At 44.7% G+C, this 19,421-nt stretch carries 12 protein-coding genes; 10 read left to right on the plus strand and 2 right to left on the minus strand.

The features are described from left to right. The first annotated feature begins 64 nt into the window (after positions 1-64). From ACGHVY_RS17840 to ACGHVY_RS17885, 10 genes are all read left to right on the plus strand, one after another. Positions 65-3,214, plus strand: a complete 3,150-nt coding sequence (locus tag ACGHVY_RS17840; protein WP_390600382.1) for a SusC/RagA family TonB-linked outer membrane protein — start codon at positions 65-67, stop codon at positions 3,212-3,214. A gap of 32 nt (positions 3,215-3,246) precedes the next feature. Continuing rightward, the gene (locus tag ACGHVY_RS17845; RefSeq protein WP_390600384.1) at positions 3,247-5,154 is read left to right on the plus strand and encodes a RagB/SusD family nutrient uptake outer membrane protein; all 1,908 of its coding nucleotides are present in this window, start codon (positions 3,247-3,249) and stop codon (positions 5,152-5,154) included. A 39-nt stretch (positions 5,155-5,193) separates the two neighbouring features. After that, on the plus strand, positions 5,194-8,217 hold the full coding sequence (locus ACGHVY_RS17850; RefSeq protein ID WP_390600387.1) for a SusC/RagA family TonB-linked outer membrane protein: 3,024 nt from the start codon (positions 5,194-5,196) through the stop codon (positions 8,215-8,217). Between the two features lie 40 nt (positions 8,218-8,257). Then, positions 8,258-9,925, plus strand: a complete 1,668-nt coding sequence (locus ACGHVY_RS17855) for a RagB/SusD family nutrient uptake outer membrane protein (RefSeq protein ID WP_390600389.1) — start codon at positions 8,258-8,260, stop codon at positions 9,923-9,925. A gap of 37 nt (positions 9,926-9,962) precedes the next feature. Next, positions 9,963-10,859, plus strand: coding sequence for a discoidin domain-containing protein (locus ACGHVY_RS17860; RefSeq protein ID WP_390600392.1), 897 nt, complete (start codon positions 9,963-9,965; stop codon positions 10,857-10,859). A 19-nt stretch (positions 10,860-10,878) separates the two neighbouring features. Further along, positions 10,879-12,342, plus strand: a complete 1,464-nt coding sequence (locus ACGHVY_RS17865) for a BT_3987 domain-containing protein (protein ID WP_390600394.1) — start codon at positions 10,879-10,881, stop codon at positions 12,340-12,342. Between the two features lie 94 nt (positions 12,343-12,436). After that, positions 12,437-13,591: a glycoside hydrolase family 43 protein gene (locus ACGHVY_RS17870; RefSeq protein WP_390600397.1), complete on the plus strand. Its 1,155-nt coding sequence runs from the start codon at positions 12,437-12,439 to the stop codon at positions 13,589-13,591. 123 nt (positions 13,592-13,714) lie between these two features. Beyond that, positions 13,715-14,971, plus strand: a complete 1,257-nt coding sequence (locus ACGHVY_RS17875; RefSeq protein WP_390600399.1) for a DUF2264 domain-containing protein — start codon at positions 13,715-13,717, stop codon at positions 14,969-14,971. A 19-nt stretch (positions 14,972-14,990) separates the two neighbouring features. Then, complete coding sequence (locus tag ACGHVY_RS17880; protein ID WP_390600400.1) at positions 14,991-16,286, plus strand: BNR repeat-containing protein; 1,296 nt, start codon at positions 14,991-14,993, stop codon at positions 16,284-16,286. 4 nt (positions 16,287-16,290) lie between these two features. Further along, on the plus strand, positions 16,291-17,424 hold the full coding sequence (locus tag ACGHVY_RS17885) for a glycoside hydrolase family 88 protein (protein ID WP_308746280.1): 1,134 nt from the start codon (positions 16,291-16,293) through the stop codon (positions 17,422-17,424). Between the two features lie 8 nt (positions 17,425-17,432). Here ACGHVY_RS17885 and ACGHVY_RS17890 read toward each other — a convergent pair whose 3' ends face one another. Then, positions 17,433-18,449, minus strand: a complete 1,017-nt coding sequence (locus ACGHVY_RS17890; RefSeq protein WP_390600402.1) for a GNAT family N-acetyltransferase — start codon at positions 18,447-18,449, stop codon at positions 17,433-17,435. Between the two features lie 17 nt (positions 18,450-18,466). Further along, positions 18,467-19,384: a DUF2156 domain-containing protein gene (locus tag ACGHVY_RS17895; RefSeq protein WP_390600404.1), complete on the minus strand. Its 918-nt coding sequence runs from the start codon at positions 19,382-19,384 to the stop codon at positions 18,467-18,469. Positions 19,385-19,421: the final 37 nt, after the last annotated feature.

Below are 19,421 nucleotides of genomic sequence, written 5' to 3' on the forward strand. Positions count from 1 at the left end.
GTGGTTGTTCGGGATAGAAGAACCACGTAGTTTATTTAATGTTTAATCTTAATGTTTATACTAAATGGAAAAACAAAAGACCTTCCATGAAAGACAAGTGGGAAATAAATATCGGTTGCTTCCGGTAGTGCTCTCATTGTTCTTATTTCTTTTGATTCCTCTGAAAGGCTATGGTGACGAAAGTCCGATGCCGGAGGTAATGCAACAAAATTCCAAAGTGAAAGGTACGGTGAAAGATGCTCATGGGGAGCCTGTCATTGGAGCGAATGTGACGGTAGTGGGTACTTCCAGTGGCTCGATTACCGATATGGATGGAAACTTCTCTGTAGATGCGGCGCCGGGCGCGAAAATTAAAGTTAGTTTTATAGGTTACAAAGACCAGATAGTAACGGTCAGAAAAGGTATTAGTCTCCATATAGTATTAGAAGAAGACGCGTTGTCATTGGGAGAAGTCGAAGTCGTAGCTTACGGTGTGCAGAAGAAAGTATCCATTACAGGTGCTATCTCCTCTATGAAAGGAGAGGATTTGTTGAAAACTCCTGCCGGTTCTATTTCCAATATCCTGTCCGGGCAGGTGACGGGTATTTCTTCCGTGCAGTATTCCGGTGAGCCGGGTGCCGATGCTGCCGATATCTATGTGCGTGGTATTGCTACATGGCAAGATGCCTCTCCGTTGATTCAGGTGGATGGCGTAGAACGTGATATGTCGCAAATCGACCCCAATGAAATTGAAAGCGTGACTATTCTTAAGGACGCTTCAGCTACGGCGGTATTTGGTGTGCGTGGTGCGAATGGTGTAATTCTTATCACCACCAAGCGTGGTGCGCAGGGAAAGGCAAAAGTTTCTTTCTCTACTTCCGTCGGTGTGAACTTGCGTACAAAGGAACTGGAATTTGCCAATTCCTACCAGTATGCTTCTTATTATAATATGATGAAAGTCGGCGATGGCGGTAATCCTGTTTTCACAGACGACCAACTCACGACTTTTCGTGACCAGACCAATCCTTTGCTCTATCCGGACATTAACTGGATTGACTATTGTATGAATAAGGCTGCTTTCCAGTCGCAACACAATGTCAACATCTCCGGTGGTACGGACAATATGCGCTATTTTGTCTCCGCAGGTATGTTTACCCAAGGCGGTATGTTCAAGCAGTTCAATGCCGGTGAGGATTTCGACTTCGATTATAAGCGTTATAATTATCGTGCCAACTTAGACTTTGATGTCACTAAGACCACACTGCTTTCAGTGAATATCGGCGGTCGTATCGAAGTGAAGCGTACTCCCGAATCGGGAGAAGACCAAAACCAGTTGTTTCGTAAACTTTATTGGGCAGTTCCTTTTGCGGGTGCCGGTATCGTAGATGGCAACCGGGTGGTGTCAAACTCGACATATCTCCCGTTCACAGGCGCTGATGGCTTGAACTCTTATTATGGCAAAGGTTTCCGTACATTGACAACCAATGTGTTGAATCTTGACTTAATTCTCGACCAGAAACTGGATTTCATAACGAAGGGACTTTCTGTTAAACTGAAAGGGTCATACAACTCAGAATATGCGACTACAAAGAAAGCCAGTTCTTCCATAGCCTACTATGTGCCGGTTACTGATGACAAGGGCGCCGTTACCTTCCGTAAAGAAGGAAGCGACAGTCAGTTGAGTTATAGTGATGGCGATTTCGGCAAGGCGCGTGACTGGTATATGGAGTTGGCTTTAAGCTACAACCGCAAATTTGGCGACCACAATGTAAGCGGACTTATGCTTTACAATCAATCGAAGAAATATTATCCGGGCGGAACGTATTCTTATATTCCTTCAGGCTATGTAGGTCTTGTAGGACGTGTCACTTACGACTGGAAAACACGCTATATGGCGGAGTTCAACGCTGGTTACAATGGTTCCGAGAACTTTGCTCCCGGCAAGCGTTATGGTTTCTTCCCGGCAGGTTCGATAGGATGGGTAGTCAGTGAAGAACCTTTCTTCGCCCCTTTGAAGAAAGCGTTGAATTATCTCAAAGTCCGTGCGTCAGTAGGTATGGTAGGTAACGACAAGATGGGAGATAAACGCTTTTTGTATCTGCCCGGTTCTTATGGTTACGGTTCGGGAAGCAATCAGAATACTCACGGATATTATTTCGGACAGAATGTAAATGCCATCAAGCCCGGTGCGTATGAGGCTACTAACTCAAATCCGGACGCTACGTGGGAGACTTCTGTCAAGCAGAACTATGGTATCGACCTGACAATCTTGAATGAACGCTTGAGTATTTCCGCCGATTATTTTGTAGAAAACCGTAAGGATATTCTAGTTGAACCGGATTATCTTCCTTCTATATTGGGTATGACACTTCCGGTAGTCAATGTAGGTAAGGCAAAAAATGAAGGTATTGAACTGCAATTGAAGTGGAATGATAATCTAAGTAAAGAGTTCCGTTATTGGGCTAACTTTAACCTCTCTTATGCAACCAACAAGATTGTATATATGAATGAAGTAGCTCAGGATGAACCGTGGATGTATAAGACAGGACGCCGTATCGGTTCGCGTTCGATGTATAAATTCTGGGGATTTTATGATGAAACGGCTGATATGCGCCATCAGGAAGAATTCGGACGCGCCATTGCCGACCATGGAATTACTTTATCACCGGGTGATGCAGTGTATGTAGACTTGAATGGTGATGGAAAAATAAATGGTAATGACTATACACGCAATATCGGTTTCACCGATGTGCCGGAATATACGGCAGGTCTGAATGTAGGATTCTCATGGAAGAATTTCGATTTCTCCATGCAGTGGACGGGTGCCTGGAATGTAGACCGTATGTTGAGCGAATTCAGACAACCGCTGGGTGATACGCAGCAGAAAGGTTTGCTGCTTTATCAATACGAAAACACGTGGCGTTCTTCCGAAGATACTTTCACTGCAAAGTTCCCGCGTATAACGGAAAGCCATGCGAAGAATAACTATGCCGGTTCTGATTTGTATCTGATTAACGCGAGTTACTTGCGTCTGAAAAATGTAGAGATTGGCTATAACTTCGATTTCCCTTTCATGAGGAAACTCAAGTTAAGCGATTGTCGCTTGTATGTGAATGGCTACAACCTGTTGACTTTCACGGGATATGACTGGGGAGACCCGGAAAACCGTCAGAGTGACCGTCCTAACTATCCGCTCACCCGTGTCTTTAATATCGGTTTGAAGTTAGGATTCTAATATCTTCATTTTAGCTTAAAAACAAAAAGAATATGAAACATTTGACTAAATGGTTTATAACGGCCTTTGCAGGAATCGCAATCTTTTCTGCATCCTGTGTCGATGAAATAAAATTCGGCGATAGTTTTCTTGAAAAAGCACCGTCTTCGGGTGAATTGAATAAGGACTCTATTTTTGGAAAAGCCGAGTATGCCCGTGCATTCCTTTGGGATGCTTACAACAAACTCTATTTCGGTTTGCCTTATTACTGGGATTCCTGGAATAAAGGAATGAATACCGGTATGTTTGAAACGATGTCCGATTGTTGGCATAGCCATAACAGTTGGGACGGTGTGAATCGTTTATATTACTCGGGTGCTTACAAGGCCAGTGATGAAGATGATTCGAATGAGACTCGTTTCAGCTATACAAAAGACAGATGTTGGGAGGCTATCCGCCAGTCATTGACATTTATTGAGAATGTGAACCTTGTGCCTGATATGGATGATGAAGAGAAGGCACGTCTCACGGCGGAAGCGAAGGTTGTCATAGCTTCCCGTTACTTTGACCTTTTCCGCCATTTCGGTGGTCTTCCGTTGTTGGAAAAAGCATACGATGTTCAGGCAGAATATGAGCTACCCCGCGCTACTGCGGAAGCTACGGCAGAATTTATGATTCGTATGCTGGACGAAGCTGCCGATACGCCGTCTCTTCCCTGGAGCTTGGGAGCAGATGACGTCAACTGGCAGGGGCGTTTCACCAAAGCTGCTGCTATGGCCTTGAAATGCAAAGTGTTGCTGTTTGCGGCCAGTCCGTTGTTCAATGATAATGAACCGTATTGCACGGAATCTCCTCAAGAAGCGGTGACAAATCATCAGGTGTGGTATGGCGGTTACAAGTCAGATTGGTGGACACGCTGTTGGAATGCTTGCAATGCATTTTTTACCGAGTTGGAAACCAGTGGCGGTTATTCATTGATGGAAGCCAGCGGCACTACCAGCGCTGCTTATCGCGACGCCTTCAATAAAGCCTATTTTATTCGCCAGAATAATACGGAAGTCTTGATTTCAACCCGTGTCTCCGGACAGCATGGAAGTTGGTGGTTCCAATGGACAGACTTCGTTGGCAACGGTGGATATACTCCGACACTGGAATATATGAAAATGTTCCCGATGAGTGATGGAACTCCGTTTACGGATGCTCTCCTTACAGATGGCGGCGACCCGTTCTTCACAGATAATGATTATAACAAACCGGTTCGTGACCCACGCTTGTATGAAACTATGTTGGTGAATGGAGCAAGCTACGGTGACCACGCTGCCGAACTATGGACAGGCGGACGTGAGAATGAGAATAGCACGAGCACTGAAACGGGCACAACGGCTACCGGATTCCGTCTGTATAAATTTTATAAGGAAGGCTCACTTTCCGGCATTTATCCGCATTGGCCTTATCTGCGCCTTGCCGAGGTATATCTGATTTATGCGGAAGCCTGCCTGAAAGCAAAGAATGATTTGGCAGGAGCTATCAAACAGGTGAATACGGTACGTTCCCGTGTTGGTCTGGGAGGTTTGGCAGAATGTAATCCGGGTAAGAACCTGACAGGCGATGCCGATGCCCTGTTGGAAGAAATTCTCCGGGAACGCGCTTGTGAACTGGGATTGGAAGATGTCCGCCTGTTTGACATGATTCGCTATAAACGTGCCGATTTGTTCAGGGCTCCGTTGCACGGACTGATGATTTACCGTAATGACGGCGGTGGTAATACTCCGTGGTCGGGTACGAGTGGCAATAGTGCATCCTTCCCGAATAAACCTTCGGATTTCAAGTATGAGCCTTTCACGATTCGGAGTATCGCCCGTTCCTGGTGGAGCAACTTTAGCCCGAAGTGGTATTTGCAGGCTTTCCCGCCTTCCGAAGTGAACAAGGGATATGGATTGACACAAAATCCGGGTTGGTAATGTTGGACAGAAACAACGGTTAATTTTAGAAAGAACAATATGAAAAAATATAAAATAATAGCTTTGGCAATGTTAGCTTGCGTCAGCCTGAAAGGTATGGCGCAGGAAGAAAACAGTGTAACCGGAAAGGTGGTTGACAAGTTGGGCAATCCGGTGGCGGGTGCATTGGTTTCCATTGAAAACAATCCGTTGATACAGGAGGTCACGACTGACAGGAACGGGCTGTTTGCAATCACTGCGGATAAAAATCATCTTTTAAGAATACGGACAGGACGGGACGACACGAAAGTAGTACCGGTGACGAACGGAAAAGCAATGACTATTGTTATCGACTTTTCCGGCGAGAAAGTGAATGTCGGTTTCGGATTGAACCAGACAAATGCAGAATCTACGGGAGCCGTATCTACTGTATATGCCGACCAGATAGACAATCGTTCTTCATTCGGTGTGGGGAATTCGTTATATGGTAATGTGACGGGACTGACTACCATGCAAAAGACGGGCACAGTGTGGGACCAGATTCCTTCCATGACTATCCGTGGCTTGCAAACCCTGAATGGTAATAACGGCATTCTTTTGGTAGTAGACGGACTGGAACGTGATAATAACTGGCAGGTCTTGAATTATATTACTCCTGAAGAAGTGGAATCGGTAAGTGTTCTCCGTGACGCTGCGGCGGTGGCACTCTATGGTTATAGAGGTATCAACGGTGTTGTCAACATCGTCACCAAACGCGGTAAATACAAGACGAGAGAAATCAATTTCTCCTACGACCATTCTTTCGACTTTCAGACGTGTGTTCCGGAGATGGCAGATGCTTATACATACGCCAGTGCGGTGAACGAGGCTTATACGAATGCCGGTAAATCCGCCCGCTATTCGCAGAATGAGTTGGATGCTTATAAAAGCGGCAAATATCCCTACTTATACCCGAACGTGAATTGGGCTGACGAAGTGTTCCGGGACCAGGGAGCATCGGATATTGCTACGTTAAGTTTCCGTGGCGGTTCTACGAAGATGCGTTATTTCACTTTGCTGAACTTGCAGAATAACCGGGGCTTTATTGATAATACCGGTACGAATGACGGTTATTCTACTCAGAACAAATATTCAAGAGCTAATTTCCGTACCAATCTGGATATTGACTTGAGTCCGAAAACACGTATGCAGGCCAATATTATGGGAGTACTGAATGAGTTCAGCCGTCCGGGTTTGGGAAGTGACAATTTGATGTATAAGATTGTCTCCGTGCCGTCGGCAGCTTTTCCTATCCAGACGGAAGACGGATTATGGGGTGGTAACTCTACTTGGGACGGTTATAATAACCCGGTTGCCCTGACGCAGGGACGTGGATATTCCAAAGGACATACACGTGCTCTGTATGCAGACATGAAGTTGAGTCAGGACTTGTCATCCGTAACTAAAGGTTTAAGTGCTTCCGTGCGCATGGGATATGATAATATCGCTTCTTATTGGGAGAACTATACGGTGAACTATAAATATGGAATGAAATCTGTGGCGGGTTGGACTAATGGAGAACCGGCAACGCTGACAGACTTCACGGGAGGTTCGGTGAGCAGTGTGGCAGGAGATAATGCCAAACTTGACTGGCAATACCGTTCATTCAATTTTCAGATGAATGTGGACTGGTCGCGTACTTTCGGCAAGCATGATATTTATAGTATGTTATTGTACACCTACAAATATGATAACAGCAATGGTACGAACAATTCTTTGTACACTCAAAATGCAGGTTGGTATACGCATTACGGATACAACAACCGTTATTTCGCGGATTTCACCTTGATGACTTCTGCATCCAATAAACTGGACCCGGACAGCCGTTGGGGACTGGCGCCTACAGTCGGCCTGGCATGGGTACTCTCTAATGAGGGTTTCATGAAGAACCAGAGTGTCATTGACTTTATGAAACTACGCGCTTCATTCGGTATCATCCGGACGGATAATATTCCTGCCGACGGCTATTGGCATACGACAATGGTAGGCGGAAGCAGTTATCCTGTAGGAGCCGATTTTACAGGCGATGGCGGTTGGACGGAAGGAAGACTTCCTTCTCTGAACGGGACTACCGAAAAAGCATATAAGTATAATCTGGGTTTAGACATGTCTCTTCTGAAAGGATTGACTCTGACTGTCGACGGCTTTTATGAAAGACGTTCGGATATCTGGGTAAGCTCTGCCGGACAAAATTCAGCCGTACTGGGTGCATCGAGTTCTTACGTGAATGCAGGTATCGTGGATAGCTGGGGTACGGAGATTGGTTTGGATTATACAAAGAAAATCGGTAATTTCCAACTTCGTGCAGGAGGTACCTTCTCTTATAGCCGCAGTAAGATTATTGAAATGATGGAATCACCGCAGGCATATGACTATCTGCGTTCTACGGGCAAACCTGTCGGACAGATTTTCGGCTTGCAGGCAACGGGCTATTTTATGGATGATGCCGATGTGGCAAACAGTATTCCACAACAGTTCGGACCGGTAAGGGCAGGTGACATTAAGTACAAAGACATCAACGGCGACAATGTGATTAATGAGAATGATTATATACCGATGGGGTATAACTCTACTTGTCCGGAAATCTATTACGGATTCAATGTCGGACTGGAATGGAAAGGGCTGGGCTTCAATGCTTATTTCCAGGGAGTAGGTAATTATACTGCTGTTCTGTCATCCAATCTGTATCTTCCGTTGGTTGACAATACGAATATCTCCCAATATGCCTATGATAACCGCTGGACACCGGAAAACCCGAATGCCCGTTTCCCGCGCCTAAGCACTGAAACGGTGGATAATAACTTGAAGACTAGTTCGATATGGTTGACCGACCGCTCTTTCCTGAAGTTGCGCAATTGTGAGGTGTACTACAAACTCCCTTCTTCCTGGTTGAGCAAGATTAAGATGAAAAATGCAAAGGTGTACGTTAGAGGAACTGACTTGTTCAGTATCGACAGCATTGACCTGACTGACCCGGAAGCTATGGGGAACAACGTTTATCCTGCTACCCGCTCCGTACATGTCGGTTTGTCGATAGGGCTTTAAAAGAAACTTTAAATCTTGAACTTTAAAAACTTACAACGATATGAAATTAAAGAATATATGTCTCGGTATAGTTTGTGTGGCAGCTTTGTCGGCCTGTGCCGATAAGATGGACTACCACGAATATACTACTTATGATAAGGAATATGTCTTTTCTGACTTTGGCCGCACCGCCGGATTCGTGAATAATATCTATTCCTATCTGGATGCTGATTTGCCGGGTCTTACGTCTTTGGCGTCCGCTTGTGATGAGGCCGAGATGGCGCTTACCTACTCTTCGGTGCTGGACTACACAAACGGCAACTGGAGTGCCTTGAATCCCAAATCGCAATGGGGATACTATACTGCTATCCGTGAGATTAACTATTTCTTGAAAGAAGGAACCGGCCTGGACTTTTACGACTTGCGTTTTCAGATAGATTATCAGTCGCAGATGAACCGGTACAACCGCTATCCGTATGAAGTCCGCCTGTTGCGTGCTTACTACTACTTCTTGTTGGTGCGTGCCTATGGAGATGTTCCTTTCACTACGGAGGTGCTTACCGAAGCGGAAGCCAATTCTATCACCCGTACGCCTGCTTCGGAGATTTTCGACTTTATCGTGAAAGAATGTGACTTGGTAGCTGTCAAACTTCCGGTGAAATATTCCGGTCTGGATAACGATGCTGCCGGTGGTGCCGATAATCCCGAAACAGGACGCGTGACGCGTGGAGTAGCTTTGGCGCTGAAAGCCCGTACATTGCTTTATCGTGCCAGCAAGCTATTCAACGAAAGTGAAGATAAAACACTTTGGAAGGAAGCTGCAACGGCTACCAAAGCTGTGATTGATTATTGCAACGAGAATGAAATTTCCTTAGGAGCGTACACCGCTTTGTGGGGAACAGACAATTATAAGGCTGCGGAAGTGATATTTGCACGCCGTCTTGGAGATATGAACAGTCCCGAATGGTATAATTTCCCGATTGGTATGGAAAACGCCAATTCCGGTAATTGTCCCACACAAACGTTGGTAGATGCTTATGAAATGCAAGACGGCAGCACCCCTGACCCAAGTAATCCGTATGAGGGAAGAGACCCGCGTATGGGAATGACGATTGCGGTGAACGGAGATAAGTGGCCTGATGCCAATCCTTATCCATTGGAAATTTACTACGGGGGAAGAAACGGACTGCCTGTTTCGTATGCGACTCCGACCGGTTACTATCTGAAAAAATACCTGGATAGCTCTATCGACATCAGTGATAGCGATGGCACCGGCGGCAAACGCCATAGTTGGATAACTTTCCGCCTGGGAGAATTTTACCTGAATTATGCGGAAGCGGTATTCAAGTATCTGGGTTCTGCGGATGCTACATCCGGTGAGTTTGATATGTCGGCACGCGAAGCAGTTAACAAAATACGTAAACGTACGGGAGTGAATATGCCGGAATTTCCGTCAGGAATGAGTAATGCTGACTTTTGGACTCGCTATAAAAAAGAACGCATGGTGGAACTTGCATTTGAAGGTCATCGTTTCTGGGACATTCGCCGTTGGAAAGAAGGAGGTATCACCAGTATTTCACGAATGGGAATTACCTTGAATGCCAACCAGACATTGACTTACACCAAAACGACGAAGCCGCTGGTTTGGGAGGATAAGATGTATTTCTATCCGATACCCGATTCGGAGATACGGAAGAATGGAAATCTGACTCAAAATGCAGGTTGGTAAAAGAACATACGTGTTTAATTCATTAAAAAGAGAAACTATGAAATTGAATTTTAAATATATAATTGCGGCCGGCTTACTTGTTTGCATGGCGGGGTGTGATGATAAACTTGAAACCTTTGAGGTCGTGGGAAGTACGGCTGCACCTGTTGCCATTGCCCCGTCCACTGTTAGCTCGCAAGCGCTGCCCGGACAGATTAATCTGTCCTGGGAGCCTGTCGAAGGAGCTTATGAGTATCTGAAGATAAAGTATTATGACCCTTTGCAAAAGAAGGAAATCTATCTGGTTGCTTCCAACGGAACATCTGAATTATTGATAGACAATACCCGGGCACGTTTCGGAGATTATTCGTTCTTCTTCCAGACATTTAATGCCGCTAATCAGGGGAGTGCCGTGACGGAGATAAAAGCTGCTTCGGGAGCTGCTTCCGCTGTATATACGGAAGTATCCCGCACGAAAGTAAACTTAACGGTGGAACAACTTTCCTGTAATTATCCCGATGCTTCCGAAGGTATCTTTAAGTATTTGATAGATGGTGACACAGGGTCAAGTTCTTTTTTTCATACCAACTGGCATTCTCCGCAAGCACCGTTGCCTCATTATATACAAATAGACTTTAATGAAGAGCATGAGAACTTTGCGTTTGAGTATTACACACGTGATACCAGTAATTCGGATGGGTATCCGACATCTGCCGAACTACAGATTAGTAATGATGGAACGAATTGGGAAACGGTTTCTGCTTTAAGCGGATTGCCGGCTGTACGCAAGACTCGGTATGCTACGGAATTTATGATGCCGGGCAAGAAGTTCAAGCATTTCCGTTTCAACGTAACGACGAGTTCACAAAGCAAAAACTATTTCCACATCGGGGAGATTGTTTTTTATGATGCGAAGGTCGATATCTACGACCCCGAAACAGTTTCTTTGGATTAATTTAAAATAAAGCGTAAAAATGAAAAGGAATAAGATATGGATGGTCGCCTGTATGGTGGCGGCTAGCGTCAACGGTCTGTATGGCTGTGACGATGACAAGGATTTCAGTTACAATGGGAATCTGGACTTGAACTTGCTGGGACTGAAACAAGCTCGGGAGATATGGGACGGAAGCCAGTGCAATATAAAGAATGCCTTTGATTCGGATTCTGTTGTTGTCGACTTCTCCTATGATTTGAGCCTTGCCTTGTATCAGAACAGGAAAGCGGAAAAAGATGTTGTAGTAGGTCTGACAGTCGATGCGGACACGTTAACCAAAGCGACAGCCCGGGCAGACGAAGGAGGTATCTACAGCGTATATGCAAATGCGGAACTCCTGCCTGCGGACTATTACATTCTCTCATCGGATAAGATGGAACTGTCTGCCGGAAAGGCTGAATCAGATAAGGTGGAATTGATTGTTTATCAGGCGGATTTGACTACGTTGGTAAACGAACGTAAAGAGAGCGCTAACTTTGTGTTACCGTTGAAAATCAAGGATTCATCCTCTTATGCTATTAATGAGAAAACGAATACGATGATGTTTTTCTTCACTGTAACGTATGTGCCGGAGGTGGTACCGTCCGGCCCCGAATATGAGCCGGATATGGAAGGTGTGCCTGACGACCATACACTGGCGGGAGGATATAAGCTGTTGTGGCATGATGAATTTAATGGTACAGGCATTCCTAATCCTGATATGTGGCGTTTTGAAGAAGGTTTCCAGCGTAATGAAGAAGACCAGTGGTATCAGTCGGACAATGCCAGGATGAATAAAGGTGCCTTAGTGTTTACAGCCAAAGAGGAGCGTGTGAAGAATCCTAATTATAATGCAGGAGCAACAGGCGGAAATGCATGGAAGCAGACTCGTGAATATGCGGAATACACGTCTTCCTGTATCGTAGCGAAAGGTGATTATGCCTTTAAATATGGAAGGATAGAAGTGCGTGCTAAAATACCTGTTGAGCAAGGAGCCTGGCCGGCTATCTGGTCTACAGGAAACTGGTATGAATGGCCGTTGGGTGGAGAAATTGATATCTTGGAATTTTATAAGGAAAAGATTCATGCTAACCTGTGTTGGGGAGGTTCTGCCCGTTGGAGCGGTACGTGGAACTCGAAGAATTATCCGATTACCCAATTTACTTCTGCCGACTCTGAATGGGCAGATAAATATCATATTTGGCGAATGGATTGGGATGAGAAGTATATCCGTATTTATTTGGATGATTTTTTATTGAATGAGACGGACTTAAGCACAACCGTTAATAAAGGTGACCATGGTGCGGGAGACGGTGGATATATCAACCCCTATTCAAATAATTTTAATGGATTCGGTCAACTGATGATGCTGAATCTTGCGATTGGTGGTATCAATGGGCGACCTGTTCAAGCGAAATTCCCGTTAGAATATTGCGTTGACTATGTAAGGGTTTATCAGAAATAGTCATTTCAGCTTATCCCGTATTATCAAACCCTTTTCGGAATCTTTGAATAATACGGGATACCTGTTATTTTGCAATGATGAAAAGCATATGATTATGTTGAAACAAGACTATAAAAAAAGACTCGTGTACATACTTCTTGCTCTAGGTGTATTGTTCGGCATTTCCGTTCAGGGTTGTGGCTTGGTTACGGATGGAGATAAAGGTATCATTTCCGGCGAAGTGTGGAGAGATATGAATGGAGATACTATTAATGCACATGGTGGCGGTCTACTATTCCATGAAGAGAAATATTACTGGTTCGGTGAAAACCGCCCTGCATCCGGTTTTGTCACAGAGAAGGGAATAAACTGTTATTCTTCAACCGACTTATGCGACTGGAAATATGAAGGAATTGCTTTGGGGGTCTCCGGTGAAGAGGGACATGATATTGAAAAAGGATGTATCATGGAACGCCCGAAAGTGATATATAATGAGAAAACCGGAAAGTTTGTGATGTGGTTCCATCTGGAACTGAAAGGGATGGGATATGAACCTGCGCGGGCTGCGGTGGCAATTAGTGATTCTCCTGCCGGGCCTTACCAGTTTATCCGTTCCGGTCGTGTCAATCCGGGTATCTATCCGTTGAATATGGGCACTGAGGAGCAGGAAATCGAATGGGACTTTTCTGAATATAAGGAATGGTGGACCCCGGAATGGTATAGTGCCATTGAAAAAGGATTGTTTGTGAAAAGAGATATGGAAGGCGGGCAGATGTCCCGGGATATGACCTTGTTTGTAGATGATGATGGGAAAGGCTATCATATTTATTCTTCGGAAGATAACCTGACATTGCAGATTGCTGAATTGTCTGATGATTATCTCGGGCATACGGGCAGGTATATACGTATCTTCCCCGGCGGACATAATGAAGCCCCTGCTATTTTCAAGAAAGACGGAACATACTGGATGATAACTTCTGGTTGTACGGGATGGGAGCCTAATAAAGCCCGGCTGTTAACTGCTACTTCGATTCTTGGAGAATGGAAACAACTTCCGAATCCATGCGTCGGAGAGAAAGCGGATAAGACGTTCGGGGGACAAGGCACATATATTCTCCCTTTGCAAGGGAAGAAAGACCGGTTTGTTTTTATGGCAGATGGCTGGCGTCCGGAGAGTTTGTCGGATTCACGTTATATCTGGCTGCCTATTCAATTTAATGAAAAAGGAATACCTTTTATAGAATGGATTGATAGGTGGAAACCTTATTAATTTCGTATATATAACTGTAACTGTATGAGATTTGGTCTTTTGGTATCCCTTTTTGACACAAATTTAGACGTTATTCTTGTGAGTATAAAGTATCTTTGTAAACGAAAAACCTATAATAATATCATGAACTTGAATAGACATTGCGTACTACTATTGCTTATGGCAATCTTGATGATTCCGTCACAAGACCTGTCGGCAAAAAAGAAGAAACAAGTGAAAGAACCGACCGACCGTGAGTTATGGGCGGGAGTGATGTACCGGATGGCTGCACCGGTGCTTAGTAATATGAGTGAAGGCAAGCTACAGGAAAATATGTTGGTAGAGTTAAGCCCGACATGGGACGGAAGAAATAAAAAGGTTACTTATATGGAATGTTTCGGACGTTTGATGGCAGGACTGGCTCCCTGGATTTCATTGCCGGATGATGACACGGTTGAAGGTAGTCAACGCAAACAACTGCGTGAATGGGCGCTCAAGAGTTATGCGCAGGCAGTCGACCCGGAAAGTCCCGATTATTTGTTGTGGAGAAAGGAAGGTCAAACCTTGGTGGATGCCGCTTATATCACGGAAAGTTTTATAAGAGGATATGATGCTTTATGGATTCCGTTGGACAGCGTGACAAAACAGCGTTATATCACCGAGTTTACTCAGCTTCGCCGGGTAGACCCGCCTTATACGAATTGGTTGTTGTTCTCTGCTACCGTAGAAGCCTTTCTGCGGAAAGCGGGTGCGCCAAGTGATACTTACCGCATAGCTTCGGCGCTGCGCAAAGTGGAAGAATGGTACGTTGGTGACGGCTGGTATTCGGATGGAAAGGACTTTGCTTTCGACTATTACAATAGTTTTGTATTGCATCCCATGTATATAGAACCATTGGAAATAATGACCAACGGTGGAAAAAATAAAGTCTGGAATATGCCGGACTGTGATTACAACCGTGCGGTAAAACGGATGCAACGTTTCGGAATGATTTTGGAACGGTTCATCTCTCCCGAAGGGACGCTCCCTGTTTTCGGTCGTTCTATTACCTATCGTACAGGAACTTTGCAGCCTTTAGCATTGCTGGCATGGAGAGAATGGTTACCCAAGGAATTGCCGAACGGACAAGTGCGTGCAGCCATGACAGCAGTTATTAAGCGAATGTTTGGCGATGACCGCAATTTCAATGAAAAAGGATTCCTTACTTTAGGTTTCAATGGCAAGCAACCGAATATATCCGACTGGTACACAAATAATGGTAGCTTATATATGGCATCACTTGCTTTCCTGCCGCTCGGACTTCCGGCTGACCATCCCTTCTGGACATCTCCTGCTGAAGACTGGACAAGTAAAAAAGCCTGGGAAGGGAATGACTTCCCGAAAGACCATGCTTTTCATTAATAATGAACTAACCAAGATTATGAAACGGATATTGCTACTACTTTGCGGGATTATGCTGGCTTCTGTGTTATGTTACTCCCAACATTTGGTGGAAGTGGGGAAGGGGTATAGCTGTACTTCAGTCAACACTGCGGTGTTCCGTAATAATTCCCTGGTTACCCATGGAGATGAGCAGTACATCAGCTATTATGATGCTGACGGTTATCTGACACTGGGAAAACGTAGACTGAACTCCAGACAATGGACACTGCATCATACCCAATATCAGGGAAATGTGAAAGACGGTCATAATATCATCAGTATGATGGTGGACGGAGAAGGATATGTGCACGTATCTTTTGACCATCACGGTCATAAATTGAATTACTGCCGGGGCATTGCTCCCGGTTCTTTGGAGTTGGGAGATAAAATGCCAATGACCGGAGTAGATGAAGGAAATGTTACTTATCCCGAATTTTATCCTTTATCGGGCGGAGATTTATTGTTTGCCTACCGTTCCGGTTCTTCCGGTCGTGGTAATCTGGTAATGAACCGTTATTCATTGAAAGAACAGAAGTGGACTCGTGTACAGGATGTATTGATTGACGGAGAAAATGAACGAAACGCCTATTGGCAACTATACGTTGACGAACAGGGAACTATCCATCTTTCATGGGTGTGGCGTGAAACCTGGCATGTAGAGACAAACCACGATATTTGTTATGCCCGTTCGTTTGATAATGGAGTGACCTGGTACAAATCCAGTGGAGAACAATATGAACTTCCGATTAAACTTTCGAACGCGGAATACGCTTGCCGTCTGCCGCAGAACTGCGAATTGATAAATCAGACAAGTATGAGTGCCGATGCGGGTGGAAATCCTTATATAGCTACGTATTGGAGAGCTCCCGACAGTGACGTACCGCAATATCGCATTGTATGGAATGATGGAAAAGTATGGTATCACCGTCAGGTAACCGACCGTAAAACACCTTTTAGCTTGAAAGGCGGTGGCACGAAGATGATTCCTATTGCTCGCCCGCGTATCGTTGTAGAGGGGGGAGAAGTATTTTATATCTTCCGCGACGAGGAACGGGGAAGCCGTGTCTCAATGGCTCACGCCACCGATGTCGGCATCGGCAAATGGACGATAACGGATTTAACCGACTTTTCGGTAGATGCCTGGGAACCGTCACACGACACTGAACTTTGGAAGAAACAACGAAAACTGCATCTATTTGTGCAGCACACCCGCCAGGGGGACGGCGAACGTATCGCAGAGATTGAACCTCAAATGGTGTATGTGCTGGAAATGGATATGAATACAAATAAATAAAGATATGAAGAATTTATACGTAACTCTTTTTGGGGCTTTTCTCCTGGGCGGTATGGTTTGCGCAAGCTGTGCAGACAAGAAAACCGATTCTTCGGAAGAAGTGATAGAGATAATTCATAAGGTGAATGGGTATTGGCAGACAAATCACCCTGAACACGGACGTTCTTTTTGGGACAACGCCGCTTATCATACCGGGAATATGGAAGCCTATTTCCTGACCGGGAAACCTGAATATTTGGAATATTCGAAAGGTTGGTCGGAACACAACCAATGGAAAGGAGCCAAATCGGACGACAAGACCAGTTGGAAGTATAGTTATGGGGAAAGTGACGACTATGTACTTTTCGGGGATTATCAGATTTGTTTCCAGACGTATGCCGATTTATATAATTTAGAACCGGATACACGGAAGATAGCCCGTGCCCGTGAAGTGATGGAATATCAGATGAGTACTCCTAACCATGATTATTGGTGGTGGGCAGACGGCTTGTATATGGTAATGCCTGTAATGACAAAGATGTACAACATCACGAAGAATCCGCTTTACCTGGAGAAACTGCACGAATATCTTACTTATGCCGACAGTATCATGTATGATGAAGAAGCCGGACTTTACTATCGGGACGGTAAATATGTATATCCCAAGCACAAAAGCGTGAACGGTAAAAAAGATTTTTGGGCACGTGGAGACGGCTGGGTATTGGCAGGGTTGGCAAAAGTACTGAAGGAACTTCCTGAAACAGATAAGTACCGTAAGGAATATGCAGACCGTTTCTGTACCTTGGCTCAATCTGTTGCTGCCTGTCAGCAACCGGAAGGCTACTGGACACGCAGTATGCTTGACCCGGAACATGCGCCGGGGCCGGAAACCAGTGGAACTGCTTTCTTTGCCTATGGTTTGCAGTGGGGCATAAACAATGGTTTGCTTAACTCCGAACAGTACCAACCCATAGTTGAAAAAGCATGGAAATATCTGTCAACCGTTGCTTTACAGCCTGATGGAAAGATTGGCTATGTGCAGCCGATTGGTGAGAAAGCGATACCCGGTCAGGTAGTGGACGCAAACTCTACTTCAAATTTTGGAGTTGGAGCTTTCTTATTGGCAGCTTGCGAACGGGTACGTTATCTGAATAAATAATCTGTGCCCTAATTCAGCATTAAGCTCATAGATGGATTTAACTTTTTGAGTATCCTCTCTGTTAATTCACTTATGTTCATTTGCATATGTGCGTCGGACAGCCGCTCGGCGCTATATCTGCATTTTCCGTCAGACAGATAGTAATAACCATTATTCACCGATAACTGCTTGTCTGATACTTCCAATTGCATTTCATCTTCTGGGAAGGCTGATGCGTAAATTTGCAATACTTCTTTAGCATTGATAATACGTGCCATTCCTAGTGAATGTTGAGGTAATTCTTCATCAGGTGGCAGCAATTGGGTTATACGGTTGTATCCGGTATATTGTTTAATGGCATATAATAAACTGTACTCTGTATCCTTGTTTTCTGCTAGGAGTTCATTGGTAATAATACGTTTGTCTCCTTTATATATAATGGCTATCCCCCTTATTTCATTAGCTTGCCGGGCAACGAATAAATTTCCACCACTGATAGGGAGGTCTGCCATAATAACCTGAAAATCCTCTGCGGTATGCTGAATGCAACAAGAACGTTCGGACAGCTTCCTGTTTAAATAGGAATAGACCTCATCTTGAGGTTCGGAAACGATATCGACAGTAATATCTTTGGAAAGGATAAACTCTGGTAGAGTAATCTCCTTGACCGAATACTGAAAGACAGAGGCATATCCCATACGTTTATAATAATCGAACAGCCAAGGCTCTGCCGGTATCAGTGTACTGAAATGTACGCCATTCCGCAGCATCCGGGCAAAAGACTGCGATAAAAGTTCGCGCATTGCTCCCTTGCTACGGAAATCCGGATGTGTGCAAGCTCCTGAAATATAGGAAGTCTGTACCGTTTTTCCACAGAAAGTCATCGGATAAGGAAGCATCTGAAGCGCAGAAATTACCTCGTCACCACTTTGGATGGCAACGTTCACTTCGTTCTTATAGCGTAGTCTGAAGTACATTTCAATAAACTCTTCGCTATCTTCGAAGCAGATTTTCCATAGTGCTTTTACTTGTTCCTTTATTATCATATTCGTTCGCCGGGAATTTACCATTTAACCATATCCATCGGATGAGTCTTGAGGCAAGCCATATACTTTTCAAGAATTGTCACCGGTTGATAGGATAGTTTGGCCTTTCGTAAGCCTTCGATACCCAGGTCTTCTTCCCGGTTGATATAAATATACTGTTCGGGAATCCGGTTCGCAAATTCATAATTAATCATGGCATAAGCACCGTCGATGGCAGTATCTGCCTTTTCTACATGTACACCGAATGTCTCGTGGTTGATAGGCATACCGAAAGTGAAAGCTACGATTTTTCCATTCACATGAAGAATGCCGCCGGTCAGACCGAGAGCTTCAAAGTTGTGAAGGGCATAAATCAAGGCACGGCGTTCATTACCCGTTCCTTCTTGTTGGTCACAATTATTCACTTTGCACCATTCTGCTTCTAAATCCAGGCATTCCTGGATGCGGTCGGGAGTAATCGGTGTATATTCATAATCCGGGTATGTATTACGAAACCGGTTGATATGATTTCTTTTCGCCTGGAACTTTTTGCCTTTTAGCGTGGAAAGGTCACTTCTCAGATAAATGTAATCTGCATAATCACGGTCTTCTGTGAAAGTGAACTGTCCGGGAAGAATGGCTTCAAGCTCGGCACGCATATTACTGCATACTCCCAGCATACAGAATGGCTGGTTTTCTTGCCTGGCATCCTCTATCAATTCTCTCAATACAGCTTTCAGGTCACCGGTGCCTACAGGCATCATATATGCCAGTTGCTCTCCTGCCCAGAATTTGAATACTAAAAAGTTGTCGATAACAGCAAACTTGGTATCATACAGGAATCTCCAGCTACAGAGATTGGAGAATGACAGATCACAGTTACGTCGCTCACTTTTCATTGTAAATGAGGTAATCGTGTCTTTATCTGCTAATGTGATATCTTTAAATGGAATCATAAGGTTGCGTTTTGCGTTTAACTCTTTATATAACGGA

The sequence above is a fragment of the Bacteroides sp. f07 genome (assembly GCF_042854785.1).
GTDB lineage: Bacteria > Bacteroidota > Bacteroidia > Bacteroidales > Bacteroidaceae > Bacteroides.

What these genes read in the sequence shown, in the direction of transcription:
- ACGHVY_RS17845 (WP_390600384.1), top strand. Translation starts at nt 3,247, where the DNA reads ATGAAACATTTGACTAAATGGTTTATAACGGCCTTTGCAGGAATCGCA.
- ACGHVY_RS17885 (WP_308746280.1), top strand. Translation starts at nt 16,291, where the DNA reads ATGAAGAATTTATACGTAACTCTTTTTGGGGCTTTTCTCCTGGGCGGT.
- ACGHVY_RS17865 (WP_390600394.1), top strand. Translation starts at nt 10,879, where the DNA reads ATGAAAAGGAATAAGATATGGATGGTCGCCTGTATGGTGGCGGCTAGC.
- ACGHVY_RS17840 (WP_390600382.1), top strand. Translation starts at nt 65, where the DNA reads ATGGAAAAACAAAAGACCTTCCATGAAAGACAAGTGGGAAATAAATAT.
- ACGHVY_RS17880 (WP_390600400.1), top strand. Translation starts at nt 14,991, where the DNA reads ATGAAACGGATATTGCTACTACTTTGCGGGATTATGCTGGCTTCTGTG.
- ACGHVY_RS17855 (WP_390600389.1), top strand. Translation starts at nt 8,258, where the DNA reads ATGAAATTAAAGAATATATGTCTCGGTATAGTTTGTGTGGCAGCTTTG.
- ACGHVY_RS17850 (WP_390600387.1), top strand. Translation starts at nt 5,194, where the DNA reads ATGAAAAAATATAAAATAATAGCTTTGGCAATGTTAGCTTGCGTCAGC.
- ACGHVY_RS17890 (WP_390600402.1), bottom strand. Translation starts at nt 18,449, where the DNA reads ATGATAATAAAGGAACAAGTAAAAGCACTATGGAAAATCTGCTTCGAA.
- ACGHVY_RS17875 (WP_390600399.1), top strand. Translation starts at nt 13,715, where the DNA reads ATGAACTTGAATAGACATTGCGTACTACTATTGCTTATGGCAATCTTG.
- ACGHVY_RS17860 (WP_390600392.1), top strand. Translation starts at nt 9,963, where the DNA reads ATGAAATTGAATTTTAAATATATAATTGCGGCCGGCTTACTTGTTTGC.
- ACGHVY_RS17895 (WP_390600404.1), bottom strand. Translation starts at nt 19,384, where the DNA reads ATGATTCCATTTAAAGATATCACATTAGCAGATAAAGACACGATTACC.
- ACGHVY_RS17870 (WP_390600397.1), top strand. Translation starts at nt 12,437, where the DNA reads ATGTTGAAACAAGACTATAAAAAAAGACTCGTGTACATACTTCTTGCT.